17 protein-coding genes are annotated in these 14,838 nt (G+C 74.7%); 3 read left to right on the top strand and 14 right to left on the bottom strand.

Features of this window, described 5'->3' with window-relative positions; all coding sequences use genetic code 11:
• Window positions 1-3: 3 nt before the first annotated feature.
• The 5 genes from ACIP5K_RS12970 to ACIP5K_RS12950 form a co-directional block, all read right to left on the bottom strand.
• Complete coding sequence (locus tag ACIP5K_RS12970) at window positions 4-1,236, bottom strand: cytochrome P450 (RefSeq protein ID WP_401408489.1); 1,233 nt, start codon at window positions 1,234-1,236, stop codon at window positions 4-6.
• Between the two features lie 50 nt (window positions 1,237-1,286).
• Complete coding sequence (locus ACIP5K_RS12965; protein WP_401408487.1) at window positions 1,287-1,961, bottom strand: response regulator; 675 nt, start codon at window positions 1,959-1,961, stop codon at window positions 1,287-1,289.
• Window positions 1,958-3,277 carry a sensor histidine kinase gene (locus ACIP5K_RS12960; protein WP_401408485.1) on the bottom strand — a complete coding sequence of 440 codons (1,320 nt, stop codon included), beginning with the start codon at window positions 3,275-3,277 and terminating at the stop codon, window positions 1,958-1,960. Before ACIP5K_RS12960 ends, ACIP5K_RS12965 begins: the two co-directional genes overlap by 4 nt.
• Before the next feature lie 105 nt (window positions 3,278-3,382).
• The gene (locus tag ACIP5K_RS12955; RefSeq protein ID WP_401408483.1) at window positions 3,383-3,766 is read right to left on the bottom strand and encodes a hypothetical protein; all 384 of its coding nucleotides are present in this window, start codon (window positions 3,764-3,766) and stop codon (window positions 3,383-3,385) included.
• An 8-nt stretch (window positions 3,767-3,774) separates the two neighbouring features.
• A complete protein-coding gene (locus ACIP5K_RS12950) occupies window positions 3,775-3,969 on the bottom strand; it encodes a hypothetical protein (RefSeq protein ID WP_401408994.1) in 195 nt (64 codons plus the stop codon).
• A gap of 166 nt (window positions 3,970-4,135) precedes the next feature.
• Here ACIP5K_RS12950 and ACIP5K_RS12945 point away from each other — a divergent pair, with 166 nt between their 5' ends.
• Together ACIP5K_RS12945 and ACIP5K_RS12940 are read left to right on the top strand one after the other, a co-directional pair.
• Window positions 4,136-4,963: a Scr1 family TA system antitoxin-like transcriptional regulator gene (locus ACIP5K_RS12945; RefSeq protein WP_401408481.1), complete on the top strand. Its 828-nt coding sequence runs from the start codon at window positions 4,136-4,138 to the stop codon at window positions 4,961-4,963.
• Window positions 4,960-5,169, top strand: a complete 210-nt coding sequence (locus ACIP5K_RS12940) for a DUF397 domain-containing protein (protein ID WP_401408479.1) — start codon at window positions 4,960-4,962, stop codon at window positions 5,167-5,169. Before ACIP5K_RS12945 ends, ACIP5K_RS12940 begins: the two co-directional genes overlap by 4 nt.
• Here ACIP5K_RS12940 and ACIP5K_RS12935 read toward each other — a convergent pair.
• The 3 genes from ACIP5K_RS12935 to ACIP5K_RS12925 all read right to left on the bottom strand — a co-directional run bounded on the left by ACIP5K_RS12935 (window position 5,133) and on the right by ACIP5K_RS12925 (window position 8,423).
• Window positions 5,133-6,329 carry an acyltransferase gene (locus tag ACIP5K_RS12935; protein ID WP_401408477.1) on the bottom strand — a complete coding sequence of 399 codons (1,197 nt, stop codon included), beginning with the start codon at window positions 6,327-6,329 and terminating at the stop codon, window positions 5,133-5,135. The two genes, ACIP5K_RS12940 and ACIP5K_RS12935, sit on opposite strands and share 37 nt — an antisense overlap.
• Window positions 6,322-7,386 carry an alpha/beta hydrolase gene (locus ACIP5K_RS12930; protein ID WP_401408475.1) on the bottom strand — a complete coding sequence of 355 codons (1,065 nt, stop codon included), beginning with the start codon at window positions 7,384-7,386 and terminating at the stop codon, window positions 6,322-6,324. The genes ACIP5K_RS12935 and ACIP5K_RS12930 overlap by 8 nt, the downstream gene beginning before the upstream one ends.
• Window positions 7,387-7,547: 161 nt before the next feature.
• Window positions 7,548-8,423, bottom strand: a complete 876-nt coding sequence (locus tag ACIP5K_RS12925; protein ID WP_401408473.1) for an alpha/beta hydrolase — start codon at window positions 8,421-8,423, stop codon at window positions 7,548-7,550.
• 152 nt (window positions 8,424-8,575) lie between these two features.
• Here ACIP5K_RS12925 and ACIP5K_RS12920 point away from each other — a divergent pair, with 152 nt between their 5' ends.
• Complete coding sequence (locus tag ACIP5K_RS12920) at window positions 8,576-9,202, top strand: TetR/AcrR family transcriptional regulator (protein ID WP_401408471.1); 627 nt, start codon at window positions 8,576-8,578, stop codon at window positions 9,200-9,202.
• On the opposite strand, the gene kynU is transcribed toward ACIP5K_RS12920, so the two are convergent.
• From kynU to pyrE, 6 genes are all read right to left on the bottom strand, one after another.
• Window positions 9,186-10,394, bottom strand: coding sequence for a kynureninase (gene kynU, locus ACIP5K_RS12915; RefSeq protein WP_401408469.1), 1,209 nt, complete (start codon window positions 10,392-10,394; stop codon window positions 9,186-9,188). The genes ACIP5K_RS12920 and kynU overlap by 17 nt on opposite strands.
• Window positions 10,387-11,262 carry a tryptophan 2,3-dioxygenase family protein gene (locus ACIP5K_RS12910; RefSeq protein ID WP_401408467.1) on the bottom strand — a complete coding sequence of 292 codons (876 nt, stop codon included), beginning with the start codon at window positions 11,260-11,262 and terminating at the stop codon, window positions 10,387-10,389. The genes kynU and ACIP5K_RS12910 overlap by 8 nt, the downstream gene beginning before the upstream one ends.
• 161 nt (window positions 11,263-11,423) lie before the next feature.
• Entirely contained in the window at window positions 11,424-11,837 is a 414-nt protein-coding gene (locus ACIP5K_RS12905; RefSeq protein WP_401408465.1) for a DUF3151 domain-containing protein, read from the bottom strand.
• Complete coding sequence (locus tag ACIP5K_RS12900) at window positions 11,834-13,009, bottom strand: MalY/PatB family protein (protein ID WP_401408463.1); 1,176 nt, start codon at window positions 13,007-13,009, stop codon at window positions 11,834-11,836. Before ACIP5K_RS12900 ends, ACIP5K_RS12905 begins: the two co-directional genes overlap by 4 nt.
• A gap of 66 nt (window positions 13,010-13,075) precedes the next feature.
• A complete protein-coding gene (gene fbaA / locus ACIP5K_RS12895) occupies window positions 13,076-14,107 on the bottom strand; it encodes a class II fructose-bisphosphate aldolase (protein WP_401408461.1) in 1,032 nt (343 codons plus the stop codon).
• 171 nt (window positions 14,108-14,278) lie between these two features.
• Window positions 14,279-14,833: an orotate phosphoribosyltransferase gene (gene pyrE / locus ACIP5K_RS12890; protein ID WP_401408459.1), complete on the bottom strand. Its 555-nt coding sequence runs from the start codon at window positions 14,831-14,833 to the stop codon at window positions 14,279-14,281.
• Between the last annotated feature and the right edge of the window lie 5 nt (window positions 14,834-14,838).

Here is a 14,838-nt window from a genome sequence, read left to right as displayed (position 1 = left end):
CGCTCAGACCTCGACGGTCAGGGCCGCCAGGCCCCGGATGACGAAGTTCGGCTTGCGCACCGGCTCGGCGGCGAGCCGCAGGGCGGGCGCCCGGGTGAGCAACGCCCGCATGGACGCGGCGAGTTCGAGCCGGGCCAGCGGAGCGCCGATGCAGTAGTGGATGCCCGCCGAGAAGGAGATGTGCGGGTTGTCGGCGCGGGTCAGGTCGAGGCGGTCCGGATCGGTGAAGACCGCCGGGTCGCGGTTGGCCGAGCCGAAGAGCAGCGCCACCTCCGCGCCGCGCGGGATGGTGGTGCCCGCGATCTCGATGTCCTCCAGGACCCAGCGCTCGAAGAGCTGGAGCGGGGTGTCGTGGCGCATCAGCTCCTCGACGGCCGACGGCACCAGGGAGTGGTCGGCGCGCAGCGCGGCGAGCTGCTCGGGGTGGCGGAACAGGGCCGCCCAGCCGTTCACCGTCGCGTTGACCGTCGCCTCGTGGCCCGCGTTCAGGAGCAGCACGCAGGTCGAGATCATCTCCTGCTCGGTGAGCCGGTCGCCGTCGTCGTGCGCCGCGATCAGCCCGGAGACCAGGTCGTCGCCCGGCGCCCGGCGCCGCTCGGCGATCAGCTCCCGCAGATAGGCGGTGAACTCGACGGAGGCGCGGACGGCGGCGCGGGCGACGTCCTGCGGCGGGTTCAGCTCGTACATCCCGCAGATCGCCGCCGACCAGGGGCGCAGCGGCGCCCGGTCGGCCTCGGGCACGCCGAGCATCTCGGCGATGACCGCGACCGGGAGGGGTTCGGCGACCCGGGTGAGCAGGTCGCCGCCGCCGTCCGCGACGAGCCCGGCCACCAGGTCGGACGCCAGCCGCTCCACGTACGGCCGCAGCCGCTCGACCGTGCGCGGGGTGAACGCCTTCGAGACCAGCCGGCGGATCCGGGTGTGGTCCGGCGGCTCCAGGTCGAGCATGCCGTGGTCGTTGAGGGTGTGGAACGGCTCGTGCTCCGGCGGCGGCGCCGTCCGCCCGAACTCCTCGTGGGCGAACCGGTGCTGATAGGTGCGGCCCAGGCGGCGGTCGCGCAGGAGCGCGGAGACGTCGGCGTGGTGCGGGATCAGGTACTGGTTCGTCGGCGCGTACGGGTGGACGCGGCCGGCCGCGCGCAGCGCCGCGTACGCGGGGTAGGGGTCGGCGAGGAAGGCGGGGGACCAGGGGTCGAAGGGCGTGTCGGTCGCGGGCGTCGTGTCAGTCGCTTCCATGCGGGGACGCTAGTCCTGCTCACCGCCGCCGCGACAGCCTCGGGCCCGGGCTAGCCCGGGGTCACCAGCCGTGCCTCGTAGGCGAAGACCGCCGCCTGGGTGCGGTCGCGCAGGCCCAGCTTCACCAGGATCCGGCTCACATGGGTCTTGATCGTGGACTCGGCGACGACGAGGCGTTCGGCGATCTCCGCGTTCGACAGGCCCTGCGCGATGAGGACCAGGACCTCCGTCTCGCGGTCGGTGAGCTCGCCGTACGCGCCCGGGTCGCGCGCCGCCGGGAGCCCCGGGGTGTCGGACAGCTTGGCGAACTCGGTGATCAGGCGGCGGGTCACGGACGGCGCGAGCAGCGCCTCACCGGCGGCCACCACCCGGACGCCCTCGGCGAGTTGGCGCGCGGAGGCGTCCTTGAGCAGGAACCCGGAGGCGCCGGCGCGCAGCGCCTCGTACACGTACTCGTCGAGGTCGAAGGTGGTCAGGACGAGGACGGCGGGGCCGTTCGCCGCCGGTGCGGCGGCGACGATCGCGCGGGTGGCGTCGAGGCCGTTCATCTCGGGCATCCGGATGTCCATCAGGACGACGTCGGGGGCCAGTTCGCGGACCCGGGCGACCGCCTCCACGCCGTTGACCGCCTCGCCGACGACCTCGATGTCGGGCATCGCGTTGAGCAGCACCGAGAAGCCCTCGCGGACCATCATCTGGTCGTCGGCGATCAGCACCCTGATCATGCGGCGGCCTCCGGCGCGGCGGCGACGGGCACGAAGACCGTGATCTCATAGCCGCCGTCCGCGCTCGGGCCCGCCGTCATCTCGCCGCTGAGCATGGAGACCCGCTCGCGCATGCCGGTGATGCCGTGCCCGGCGCCGGGGGACGGCTTGACCAGGCCGGTGGGCGGGCCGTTGACGACGCGCAGGCCGAGCCCGCCGAGCACGTAGCTCACCTCGACGGCGGCCTCGGCGCCGGGCGCGTGGCGCAGGGTGTTGCTCAGCGCCTCCTGCACGATCCGGTACGCCGACAGCTCGACGCCGGGCGGCAGTTCGCGGACCGCTCCGGTGACGGTCCTGGTGACGGTCAGGCCCGCCTCCCGCACGTTCTCCAGGAGCCGGCCGAGGTCGGCGAGCGTGGGCTGCGGCGCGTCCGGCGCGGTCGCGTACGCGGCGGAGTCCACCCGGACCACGCCCAGGACCCGGCGCAGTTCGGTGAGGGCGGCCACCGCGTTCTCCCGGATCGTGGCGAACGCCTGCGCCAGCTCCGGCGGCGGGTTCTCGACGCGGTAGGGGGCCGCCTCCGCCTGGATCGCCACCACCGACATGTGGTGGGCGACGACGTCGTGCAGCTCGCGGGCGATGGTGGTGCGCTCCTCCAGCAGGGTGCGCCTGTCGCGCTCGACGGCGGTGACGGTGCGCTCGGCGACGACCTGCCGCTTGGTGGTGCGGTTGGCCTGGATCAGCACGACGAGGGCGAGCACGATGCCGGACAGCAGCGCCATCGGCAGCGCGTCGCTGTCGTACCAGCCGCCGAGCGCCTCCCCGACGAACACCCCGTACACCCCGCTGAGCACCCACATCCAGGCCGCCGTGCGGGGCCGGGTGCGGGCCGCGACGACCGCCATGACCGTCGTGTGCGCCACGATGCTGCCGCCCGCCCACGGGTAGAGGTCGCCGCCCGCCACGGCGAGGCAGGGGGCGGCCGCCAGCGATATCCACCAGGCGAGCACCGGCCGCACCAGGGTGAGGGCGACGGCCGTCGCGGCCAGCAGGCCGGCCATCAGCATGCTGAGTTCGGTGACCGGGGCGAGCGCGCCGACGGCCAGGCTGAGCACCGCGAGGGTCAGCACGACGGCGTGCGGCAGCAGCTCCAGCTCCCGCCGCCTGCGCTCCGGCAGCAGCTGGGCCAGCGGCCCGTCGACGGCGGCGCGGGGCAGCGGACGGTACGCCCGCACGTCCTGGAACAGGTCCGCGCGCAGCCCGCGCAGCGCCGACTGCACGAAGCTGAACTCGGGGCTGCGCTCCCGGGGAGCCGCGGTGGTGGTCGTCTCGGTCATGGCACGACGGTACGGTCCGCGCCCGGCCCCGGTCGTCCCCAGGGAGAGGGGTCACGGGGATCCGTCTTGAGTACTACCCGGCGCCAGTCCTACCCGGCGCCAGTCCTACCCGGCGCCGCCGTGCGCCGGGCGGCGCAGCCCGTGGGCGGTGAGCACGTACCAGCACAGGTCGTCGCGGGCGGTGAACGCGAACGTGCCGCCGGCGACGAGCTGACGCAGCGCGGCGTCCTGGTGGGCGAGGTCCTCGGCCCAGCGGCGCAGCTCGGCGGGGGCGTCCCGCTCGGTGGGGGCGGCCGGGCGCAGTGCCTGGGCCGGTACCCACTCGGTGAACGGGGACGGGTCCAGGGCGTCGGCGAACCGGTGGGCCTGGCGGCGCAGGAAGCGCAGGGCGCGGCGCGGGCCGCGCACGTCGAGGCCGCCGAGGAACGTCGTCGTGCGGGCGTCCCCCGCGTACACCTCCGCGCGGAACAGCACGGGCGGTTCGGACACCGGTGACCTCACAGCACATCGCCCCGGCTCCGCGCGTTGCACCGCGCGTTGTTGGCGTGCAGCCGCTCGCCGGGGTCCGCGGGGCGGACGTGCTCGGGGGCCGCCTCCCACTCCGTGCCGCCGCAGACCGGGCGCAGGGACCAGTAGGGGCCGGCGACACCGCGGAACTCCCCCACCCGGTCGGCCCGGCTGGTGTCCACCATGAGGGTGCCGGGTGCGGGGACGTCGGGGGACTCGTTCGGGGGAATGTTCCGTGCGGACACCGCCGCTCCTCTCCGTAGCGCTGTGACTACTCTCAGGGTTCAGCGTGGACCCGCGCGGGGAACCCTTCAACTTGTCAGACGTGGACGAAAGGTTGGCCCGGCCCCCGTGAACCGCAAGGACCTGCGTCCCGACAGCTCGCCCCAGGCCGCCTTCGGCGCACGTCTGCGCAGCTCACGCGAGGAGCGCGGCTGGACCCAGGAGGAGCTGGCGGAGCGGATCGGGTACTCCAGCACGCATGTCTCGTCGGTGGAAACCGGCCGCAAACTTCCGACCTTGCGCCTGGCGCGTGGTGCTGACGGAGCGCTGGGGACGGACGACCTGTTCGAGCGCGCGTTCCGGAACGTGCGCAACGCGGGCCTGCTGGAGGGCTTTCCGCAGTTCGTGGAGCACGAGGGCCGGGCGGCCGAGATCCGGCTCTACGAGGTCGGCGTCGTGCCCGGCCTGCTCCAGACCCCGGCGTACGCCACGGTCCTCGCCCGCGGCGCCGTGCGGCGCGGCGCGATCACCGACGAGCAGGCGGAGGAGCGCGTCACGCTCGTCGCCGAGCGGCAGGCCGCTCTCGCGCGCACCCCACCGCCGCTGGTGTTCGTCGTCCTCGACGAGAGCTGCCTGCGCCGCCCCATCGGCGCACCCGACGTCATGAACGCCCAGCTGGACCGGCTCCTGGAGTTCGCGGAGCTCCCCCACACGGTGCTCCAGGTGGCCCCGTTCGCCCTGGGCGCCCGGCGCCCCTTCGACCTGCCCGTCACCGTCCTGACCCTGCCGGACCGGTCCCTGATGGCCTACGCCGAGTCCGCGCAGCGGGGCCATCTGGAGCGCGAATCGTCGTTCGTGCTGCCCTTGCTGACGTCCTACCATCAGTTACAGGCCGAATCCGGCTCCCAGGCGGAGGCGGTAGCCATGATCAGCACGTTACGAAAGGGCACCTTGTGACGACCGAACACCCGCAGTGGTTCACGTCCTCGTACAGCAACAATGGCGGCCAGTGCGTCGAGGTCGCCGCGAACCTCGCCGGGGCGCGCGGTGTGGTTCCTGTCCGTGACTCCAAGAACCCCGGGGGCCCGGTCCTGGACGTCGCCGCCCCCTCCTTCGCCTCCTTCGTTCAGAGCGTCAAGTCCGGCGCGCTCGGCGCCGTCTGACCCGGCGGCCCGTCCGCCCCCCGCACAGCGGCCCCATCGTGCCCGGCACGGTGGGGCTCCGGTATGCGGAACGCCGCCCAGCACACCGCGAGCGCCGCCGCGAACACCGGCAGCCAGGCCGTCCGCACCGCGACCCAGGCCCACGAGTCGGGCGCCGTGTGCAGCCCCGGCAGCCGCCCGGCGAGCAGGCCCGTCGCGGTGACCGCCATCAGGGCCGTCTGGTGCCAGAGGAAGACCGTGATCGCCGAGACGTTGGCGAGGGCGACAGCGGCCCGGAACGCGGGACGCCGGGTCCAGGAGCGCAGCCGGTCGAGCAGCAGCAGCGCGAGCCCGCACTGGGCGAGGCCGAAGGTGACCGCGGCGAGCGTCGGCGGGTCCAGGTTCGACACGGGGGCGCCGGGGACGCCGACCATCGACGCCGGATAGCCCGCGCGGAGCACCAGCCCGGCCGTCGCCGCGGCCCCGCCGACGAGCAGCAGCAGGGCGTGGCGCCGGGACGGCTCGGCGCGGGCCCAGGCGGCGCCGAGCGTGTACGGGACGAGCCAGCCCGCCGCCACATTGATCCAGCCCGTCCAGGCCGGGCCGTGGAACCCGAACCGGACGAGGTCCACGTGCAGCACGACGGCGAGCGGCCACAGCGGGTGCAGCCGGGCCACGAGCGGGGTCGCCGCCGTCAGCCCCGCGAGGACCAGCAGGAACCACAGCGGGGACAGCGCGAGCTTGCCCAGGGTGCGGACCGTGGCGAGGGGGACTCCGGTGAGCAGCATCCCGGCCGCCGCCACCGTCCACAGCGCGAGCAGGGCGCCGACCGGCCGGAAGAGCCGGCCGAGCCGCGCCCGCAGCCACCGGGCGTGCCCGTCGCCGCGGGCCCGGGCCGCCGTGAGGCTCTTCGTCGCCACGTGCCCGCCGACCAGGAAGAAGACCGCCAGGGTCTGGAGGAGCCAGGAGACCGGGGCGAGCCGGGGCAGCGCGCGCAGCGGGCTGGCGGTGTGCAGCGTGCCGTCGGCGCCGGGCACCAGGGCCGTGACGCACCAGTGGCCCAGGACGACACCGCAGACGGCGAACGCCCGCAGCGCGTCCACCGCGCGGTCCCGGTGCGCGGGGGTCGCCGCGTCGATCCGATGCGTGAACGCCCGTACGGCGGCGCGCAGTTCAGCCATGGCCGGCCTCCCGCGACGCGTCGCGGGCACGGCCCGCGCCGCCCGTGCCGCCCGTGCCGCCCGTGCCACCCGTGCCACCCGTGCCGCCCGTGACCTCGGCGTACCGGCCCAGGACGATCCGGGTGAGGTTGGCGAGGGAGCGGGTGCCGGGGCGGAAGTAGTCGCTGTGGCCGCCGTCGCCCGCCGCGAAGACCCGGGCGCCGAAGGCGGCGGAGACCGGATCGGGGCCGAAGCCGATCGTGGTGCCGAGGAACCCGGCCCGCACGTGCGGCACGTCCGCGATCCGGTCTCCGGCGCCGCGCGCCGCCCACACGGTGGCCCCGGTGCCGAGGTCCGCCGCCCGGTCCGCGCCGGTGCCGGGGCTGCCGACGAGGACCAGGTCGGTGACGGCCGCGGCGCCGCGCAGCCGTGGCGCGGCGGCGGCGCACACCACCGACCCGTAGGAGTGGCAGAGGAGCGAGACGGCGGCCCGGCGGGGCGCTATGGCGTGCAAGCGCCGGACGAGGGCGGCCAGTTCGGGGGCCGCCCGCCGGGCGCGGCCCGGCGTGAGGACCGCCGTGCTCACCGTCCCCGGTGTCGGGTATCCGAGCCAGGCCACCACCGCCGCCCGCGCGCCGAGCCGCCCGCGCAGGGCGGTGGCGCCCGCGCGGAACCGGCCGAAGGTGTCGAGCGAGGTGTCCGAGCCGGGCACCAGCACGGCGATCCGCCCGGCGTGCGCCAGGTCGCCGACGACCTCGGCGGCCCGGCCGGGACCGCGCGGGTCGAGGCTCAGGAACGTACGCCCGCGGGACGCCATGGCCCGCAGCGCGCGGGCGCGGCCGTCGGCGCCGTGGGCCGCGGCCATTGCGGCGGCCCGCGCCGCCGTCGCCCGGTTCGCCGCGTAGGCCGCCTCCAGCGTCCCCGCCGTGACCGGGCCGAGCCGGGCCGGCGCGGGGGCCGGGACCACGGGGTGCGCGGCGGCCGACACCGGCACCACGACCGCGGCCGTCACGAGAGTGGCGAGCAGCGCCCGCCGCAGCCGCCCCGCCCCGCGCCGCCTTCCGACCCGCTCGCCCATGACCCGCCCCTTCCGTCCGGCACCGTCGCCCGGTGCCCACGAGAAGCAAGGTAGGGATCACACGCCGTAGTCGGCGTCACACCACGGTGCCGACTCCGCTCCTGGCTCCCCGGTATGACACGCGCCTCCCGCGTCATACCCGGGTATGCAGCGGGGGCCCCTCACCAGGCCAGTTGGGCGATCTCCTCCGCGACCACCGCGCAGGCGTCGGCCGCCGGGTCGATCAGCGGGAAGTGGCCGACGTCCGCCAGGAACGTGACGCCCACGACCTCCCCCGCCTGCGCCGCCGCGTCCGCGTACGCCTCCGCGAGCGCGAACGGCACCGTGGTGTCGGCGCGGCCCTGGACGAGCGTGGTGGCGATGCCCGTCGGCAGCAGCAGCGCCGGATCGGCGTACGGCCGCCGCGCGGCGAACGACGCGTCGTCCCCGCCCAGCAGTTGGCCCGCGGCGCCGCCGCACACGCCCAGCTCCTCGGCCAGCGCGAAGTCGGCGACCGGGGCGAGCGCGACCACACCGCGCAGCGCGACCGGGGCCCGGGTGAACCAGGGCGCGTCCTCGGGCAGTACGTGCCGGGCCGCCGCCCACAGCGCGAGCTGGCCGCCCGCCGAGTGCCCGACCGCGACGACGCGCCGGGCGTCCGCCGTCGGCAGGTGCTCGGCGGCCAGCGCGGGCAGCGCGTCGAAGGCGGCGGCCACGTCGTCGAACGTCTCCGGCCAGCGCCCCGCCACCGGGCCGTCCGCGCCCTGGTGGGGCAGCGAACTCCCGCGCCGGTACTCGACGTTGGCGACGGCGAAGCCGCGCCGGGCCAGGAAGTCGCACAGCGGGCTCAGGTGCGCCCGGTCGTACGGCGCCCGCCAGGCGCCGCCGTGCAGGGCGACGACCAGCGGGGCCCGGCTCGCCCCGTCGCGCGGCGCGTAGAAGTCGACGACCTGATCCGGGTGATCGCCGTACGCGGCAGTGACGTCCGGGGGGACGGCGGGGTGCGAGAAGGCCGACGTCTCCTCGGCCTTCTCGCGAGCGGCGGCTTCGTCCGGCATGCTCCGACCTCTCAGCGCACAGGGGGGACCAGCAGAGAACCCGCGCGGAACCAGCGGGGTAAGCGGACGCTACCAGGGTGATCACGGCCGCCGACACGCACAGTCACCGGATCGCCGGGCAAACGGTCCTGAGGTTCCGTTACCCTTCGGGTATGAGTCATCCGAGCAGCGACCCCGAGCCCGGCACCCTGCGCCCCGGCGGACGCACCGCGCGGGTGCGTGCCGCGGTGCTCGCCGCCGCGGGCGACGTCCTGGCCGAGCAGGGCTTCGCCGGGCTCGACCTCGCCGACGTCGCGCGCCGCGCCGAGGTCGGCAAGACCACCGTCTACCGGCGCTGGTCCTCCCCCACCGGCCTCGTCACGGACCTGCTCGCCGAGATGGCCGAGGAGTCGCTGCCGCGCACCGCGACCGGCTCCCTGCGCGAGGACCTGAGCGCCAACGCCCACCTGGTGCGGCGGACGCTGGCCGACCCCCGGCAGGGCCCGCTGTTCCGCGCGGTGATCGCCGCCGCGGCCTGCGACGAGCGGACCGCGCGGGCGCTCGGCCGGTTCTACGCGGTCCGCGTCGCCGAGTGGGCCCCGGCGGTCGACGAGGCCGTCGCCCGCGGCGAGTTGCCGCCCGGTACGGACGCCGCCGAGGTCGTCCGCGCGGTGTCCGCCCCGCTCTACTACCGGCTGCTGACGACCGGCGCCGCGCCCACCGGGGCGGACGCGGACCGGGCCGTGGCCGCCGCCGTCGCGGCGGCCGGCGCGGGCGTGTTCGTCAGTCCGTCCGGCTGAGTTCGCGGGCCAGCACCCGCGCCGCCCGCTCCACCTCGGCGAACCCCAGGTACAGCGGGGTGAATCCGAAGCGCAGCACGTCCGGCGCCCGGAAGTCGCCGACGACACCGGCCGCGATCAGCCGCCCCATGACCGCCCCGGCGTCCGCGCAGCGCAGCGCGACCTGGCTGCCCCGCTCGGCGTGCGCGGCCGGGGTGACGACCTCGACCCGGTCCCCGGGCACGTACCCCGCCACGCACTCCAGGAAGAAGTCCGTCAGCGCGAGGGACTTCGCGCGCACCGCGGCGACCGAGACGTCCGGCCGCGACCACACGTCGAGGGCCGCCTCCAGGGCGAGCATCGACAGGATGTCCGGGGTGCCGACCCGGCCGCGCACCGCGCCGTCGGCGGGCTCGTACGCGGCGCGCATCCCGAACGGCTCGGCGTGCGAGTTCCAGCCCGGCAGCGGCGAGTCGAACCGCGCCTGGTGCTCCGCGCGCACGTACAGGTAGGCGGGCGCACCGGGACCGCCGTTGAGGAACTTGTACGTGCAGCCGACCGCCAGGTCCACGCCGTGCTCGTCGAGCCCGACGGAGAGCGCGCCCGCGCTGTGGCAAAGGTCCCAGACGCTGACGGCGCCCGCCGCGCGGACCGCCGCCGTCAGCGTCGGCAGGTCGTGCAGCCGCCCGCTGCGGTAGTCGACCTGGTTGAGCAGCACCGCCGCCGTGCGCGGGCCCAGCGCGTCCGGCACCGCCCCCGGGTCCACGGGCCGCACCGTGCACCCGGTCATCCGGGCCGCCGACCCGGCGATGTAGCCGTCCGTGGGGAAGGTCGCCGCGTCCACCAGGATCTCGTCGCGCCCCTCGGGGGCCAGGCGCACCGCGCCCACCAGCGCCTTGAACACGTTGACGCTGGTGGAGTCGCCGACCACGACCTGCCCCGGGGCGGCGCCCAGCAGCGGGGCGACGCGGTCGCCGATCCGCTCCGGCGCCGTCCACCAGCCCGACTCGGTCCAGGAGCGGATGCGCAGCTCGCCCCACTGGCGGCGCACGACGTCCTCGACCGCGCCCGGTACGTTCACCGGCAGCGCGCCCAGCGAGTTCCCGTCCAGGTAGACCAGGTCCTCCGGGCCGTCCAGGACGAAGTCCGCGCGGACGGCGGCCAGTTCGTCGGCGGCGTCCAGCTCCCGCGCGCGCTCTCGCAGATCAGACATGGGACCTCGCCGTCCACAGCTCGGGGAAGACGGTGCCGCGTGCGCGCTTCTCCAGCCACGCGACGCCCGCGGAACCGCCGGTGCCGGTCTTGGCGCCCATCGCGCGCCGGGTCGCCACCAGGTGGTCGTTGCGCCAGCGCCACACCAGTTCGGCGACGTCACTCAGCGCCTCGCCGAGCCGGGCGGTCTCGACGCTCTCGTCGCCCGCGTACAGGGTCGTCCACACCGCCTCGACCTCGGGCGACGGCTCGTAGCGGCGGGAGACGTCCCGGTCCAGGACGGCGCGCGGCACGTCGTGGCCGCGCCGGGCGAGCAGCCGCAGCACCTCGTCGTACAGGCTCGGCTCGTGCAGCGCCTTCTCCAGCTCGGCGTGGACGCGCGGGGCGCCGCGGTGCGGGACCAGCATCGACGCGGACTTGTCGCCGAGCAGGAACTCCATGCGCCGGTACATCGCCGACTGGAAGCCGGAGCCCTCGCCGAGCGCGGCGCGGTAGGAGTTGAACTGGCCGGGGGTGAGCTGGGCGAGCGGCCGCCACGACGCGTTCAGCGCCTCCAGCTCCCGCACGGACCGCTTGAGCGCGGCGACGGCGGTGGGCACGTCGTCGGCGGCGAGGGCCCGGCTCGCGGTCTCCCACTCGTGCACGATGACGGTGAACCACAACTCCATGACCTGGGTCGTCACCAGGAAGACCATCTCGCCGGGATCGTCCGAGCGCAGGGTCTGGAGGTGGGTGAGGACATCCGCCTGGACGTAGTCCTCGTAGGGCGTGGTGCCCGCGAAGTCGAGATGCGGTGCGGCGGTCTCTTCCTCCGTCACGGGCTCCGCCACCTGGTCGTGGTCCGCCGCGTGATCCGCGTCGTGGGACATCGCTGTCTCCTGTTGCGTACTACGGGTAGCGGTCCGCCCTGCCGTTACCGGCACGGGGCCCCGGTCCCCATCGGCATCCTCCGCAATCGTCCCCCGAAACCGCAAGGCCCGCCTGGTCACAGGCGGGCCTCGCGGGTGCCGGGAGCCGGGGCGTGCCCGCCCTAGCCGAGGGTCTGCGCGGCTGTCGCCGAGGAGTCCTTCAGGAACTGCGTGCAGCGCTCGTACTCCTCCTGCTCGCCGATCGCGCCGGCGGCGCGGGCCAGGCCGTGCAGGGCGCGCAGGAAGCCGCGGTTGGGCTCGTGCTCCCACGGCACGGGCCCGTGGCCCTTCCAGCCGCTGCGGCGCAGGGAGTCCAGGCCGCGGTGGTAGCCGGTGCGCGCGTACGCGTACGACTCCACGACGCTGCCCCGCTCGAAGGCGGCGTCGGCGAGCTGCGCCCAGGCGAGCGAGGACGTCGGGTACTTCGCGGCGACGTCGGCCGGGGCGGTGCCGCCCGCCAGCAGCTCGCGGGGCTCCGGGTCGTCGGGCAGGTGGGTCGGGGGCGGTCCCCCGAGCAGATTCTCGTGAAGGCTCATGGGTTCCAGTCTGCGCCATCGGCACGGAGGGCCGCGACGCCCCTGACGAGCGCCTCGATCCCGGCCTCGGCCTTGCTCCGCGGGCAGCCGAGGTTCAGCCGCACGAAACCCGGCGCGCCGTACGTCCCGCCCGGCATGATCGCCACCCGCTCGCGCTCGACGAGGACCCGCTGCACCTCCTCGTCGGCGGTGATGCCGAGGGGCCGCAGATCGATCCAGGCGAGGTACCCGGCCTCGGGCACCCGCCAGCCCAGCTCGGGGAACGCCTCCCGGAGCCGGTCCGCCAGGAGCCGCAGATTGCCGTACGTGTACGCGCGCAGCTCGTCCAGCCAGGCGCCGCCCTCGCGGTACGCGGCGATGTGCGCGGTCAGCGCGAGCACGGCCGGCGACTCCAGGCCCTCGTCGTGGCCCATGCGCCGGACGAACTCGGCGTGGTCGGCGGCGTCGCCGACGAAGCCGTAGCTGCCCGTGAGCGCGGGGAAGTTGAACGACTTGCTGCCGGAGGTGACGAGCGCCCAGCGCAGCCCGTCGCCGTACGCCGTCCACGGGCGGTGGACGAAGCCGTCGTGGGTGAGGTCGGAGTGGATCTCGTCGCTGATGACAGCGATGTCATGGGCGCGCGCGAGGCCGGCGATCCGCCGCAGCTCGGCGTCGGTCCACACGTGCCCGGTCGGGTTGTGCGGCGAGCACAGGAACAGGACGCGGGCGTCCGCGCGGGCCAGCTCCCGCTCCAGCCCGTCCCAGTCGTCGACGCCGACGGCGCGCAGCTCGCGGCCGAGCCCGGTGACGCACTTGGTGAACCCGTCGTAGGTCGGGGTGTGCGCGACGACGGCGTCCCCCGGCGCGGTCCACATGCGCAACAGCTGGGCGATCTGGTTCAGCACGGAGGGCGCGTACACCAGCCGCTCGACGTCCACCTCGGTCGCGTACCGCTGCCGGTACCAGTCGCGTACCGCGCCGCGGAAGGCGTCGGTGTGCCAGTCCGTGTAGCCGAACACGCCGTGCCCGATGCGCGCGCCGAGGGCGTCGAGCACCTCGGGCGGGGACCGGAAGTCCATGTCGGAGATGGTGAACGGGAGCAGGTCCGCCTCGGGGAACCGGTCCGTGATGCCGTCCCACTGCACGCACCAGGTGCCGCGCCGGTCGACGACGGTGTCGAAGTCGTACGTCACTGAAGACCTCCAGACATGGCGCGGGCCCGGCCCCCGAGGGGACCGGGCCCGCACACGGACGAGCGCCTACTTGATGCGGGTGCCCGTCGAGCGCAGGCTCTCGCAGGCCTCGACGATGCGGGCGGTCATGCCGGTCTCGGCCTTCTTGCCCCACACGCGCGGGTCGTACGTCTTCTTGTTGCCGACCTCGCCGTCGACCTTCAGGACGCCGTCGTAGTTCTCGAACATGTGACCGGCGATGGGCCGGGTGAAGGCGTACTGGGTGTCGGTGTCGAGGTTCATCTTCACGACGCCGTTCTCCAGCGCGGTGCGGATCTCCTCCAGCGTGGAGCCCGAGCCGCCGTGGAAGACGAAGTCGAACGGCTTGGAGCCGGCCGGCTTGCCGTACTTCTCGGCGATGCCCGAGTTCAGCTCGGCGAGCAGGTCGGGGCGGAGCACGACGTTGCCCGGCTTGTACACGCCGTGCACGTTGCCGAACGAGGCGGCCAGGAGGTAGCGGCCCTTCTCGCCCAGGCCCAGCGCCTCGACGGTGCGCACCGCGTCGTCGACCGTGGTGTAGAGGTTGTCGTTGATCTCGTGCGAGACGCCGTCCTCCTCACCGCCGGTCGGGGTGATCTCGATCTCCAGGATGATGTGCGCGGCCTTGGCCTTGGCGAGCAGCTCCTGGGCGATCTCCAGGTTGTCGGCGAGCGTCTCGGCCGAGCCGTCCCACATGTGCGACTGGAACAGCGGCAGGCCGCCGGCCTCGACGCGCTTGGCGGAGATGTCGAGCAGCGGGCGCACGTACCCGTCCAGCTTGCCCTTGGGGCAGTGGTCGGTGTGCAGCGCGATCTTGTTGCCGTAGCGCTCGGCGGCGACGTGGGCGAACTCGGCGAGCGCCTGCGCGCCGACGACCATGTCCTTCACACCCTGGCCCGACAGGTACTCGGCGCCACCGGTGGAGATCTGGATGATGCCGTCGGACTCGGCCTCGGCGAAGCCCTGGAGCGCCGCGTTCAGGGTCTGCGTCGAGGAGACGTTGATGGCCGGGTAGGCGAACTTCCCCGCCTTGGCCCGGTCGAGCATCTCGTTGTACTGGTCCGGGGTTGCGATGGGCATCTGCCGTCTCCTCGTGAAGCGCGGGATTGCGGGTTGAGGTTGTTCTGGTGTCCTGACCGGTGGTCCGACCTCACCAAGCACCATGGGGTGACATCATCGTCGGCCCCATCCTTCCAGACTTGTGCGAATGCTCCAGTCCGGGGAAGGCCCGGCTCGGCGGGACGTACGGCCCTAGTCCAGGCCCAGCTCGTCCTTGGAGTACGCGAAGAGGTACGGGACCCCGGCGCCCTCGGTGATCTTCTCGGCGGCGCCGGTGGCCCGGTCGACGATGGTGGCGACGCCGACGACCTCGGCGCCCGCCTCGCGCACCGCCTGGACGGCCTCCAGCGGGGAGCCGCCGGTGGTGGAGGTGTCCTCGACGACGAGGACCCGGCGGCCCGCGATGTCGGGGCCCTCGACCCGGCGCTGCATGCCGTGCGCCTTGGCGGCCTTGCGGACGACGAACGCGTCGAGCCGCCCGCCGCGGGCGGCGGAGGCGTGCAGCATCGCGCCGGCGACGGGGTCGGCGCCCATGGTGAGACCGCCGACCGCGTCGAACTCCAGGTCCTTCGTGAGGTCGAGCAGCACCTGTCCGACCAGCGGGGCGGCCTCGCCGTCGAGGGTGACGCGGCGCAGGTCGATGTAGTAGTCGGCCTCCAGACCGGAGGAGAGCGTCACCTTGCCGTGCACCACGGCCTTGTCCTTGATCTGCTGGAGCAGGGCGTCCCGCACGTCGTTCGTCGTCATGCCTA

Source organism: Streptomyces sp. NPDC088785 (genome assembly GCF_044750685.1).
GTDB lineage: Bacteria > Actinomycetota > Actinomycetes > Streptomycetales > Streptomycetaceae > Streptomyces.
This window is presented reverse-complemented; position numbering and strand designations above follow the sequence as displayed.

Excerpts from the sequence above, each read along its gene's own strand:
- ACIP5K_RS12925 (WP_401408473.1), bottom strand. The coding sequence starts at position 8,423 with ATGCCGGACGAAGCCGCCGCTCGCGAGAAGGCCGAGGAGACGTCGGCC.
- ACIP5K_RS12965 (WP_401408487.1), bottom strand. The coding sequence starts at position 1,961 with ATGATCAGGGTGCTGATCGCCGACGACCAGATGATGGTCCGCGAGGGC.
- pyrE (WP_401408459.1), bottom strand. The coding sequence starts at position 14,833 with ATGACGACGAACGACGTGCGGGACGCCCTGCTCCAGCAGATCAAGGAC.
- ACIP5K_RS12960 (WP_401408485.1), bottom strand. The coding sequence starts at position 3,277 with ATGACCGAGACGACCACCACCGCGGCTCCCCGGGAGCGCAGCCCCGAG.
- kynU (WP_401408469.1), bottom strand. The coding sequence starts at position 10,394 with ATGTCTGATCTGCGAGAGCGCGCGCGGGAGCTGGACGCCGCCGACGAA.
- ACIP5K_RS12930 (WP_401408475.1), bottom strand. The coding sequence starts at position 7,386 with ATGGGCGAGCGGGTCGGAAGGCGGCGCGGGGCGGGGCGGCTGCGGCGG.
- ACIP5K_RS12935 (WP_401408477.1), bottom strand. The coding sequence starts at position 6,329 with ATGGCTGAACTGCGCGCCGCCGTACGGGCGTTCACGCATCGGATCGAC.
- ACIP5K_RS12950 (WP_401408994.1), bottom strand. The coding sequence starts at position 3,969 with ATGGTGGACACCAGCCGGGCCGACCGGGTGGGGGAGTTCCGCGGTGTC.
- ACIP5K_RS12970 (WP_401408489.1), bottom strand. The coding sequence starts at position 1,236 with ATGGAAGCGACTGACACGACGCCCGCGACCGACACGCCCTTCGACCCC.
- ACIP5K_RS12905 (WP_401408465.1), bottom strand. The coding sequence starts at position 11,837 with ATGAGCCTTCACGAGAATCTGCTCGGGGGACCGCCCCCGACCCACCTG.
- ACIP5K_RS12910 (WP_401408467.1), bottom strand. The coding sequence starts at position 11,262 with ATGTCCCACGACGCGGATCACGCGGCGGACCACGACCAGGTGGCGGAG.
- fbaA (WP_401408461.1), bottom strand. The coding sequence starts at position 14,107 with ATGCCCATCGCAACCCCGGACCAGTACAACGAGATGCTCGACCGGGCC.
- ACIP5K_RS12920 (WP_401408471.1), top strand. The coding sequence starts at position 8,576 with ATGAGTCATCCGAGCAGCGACCCCGAGCCCGGCACCCTGCGCCCCGGC.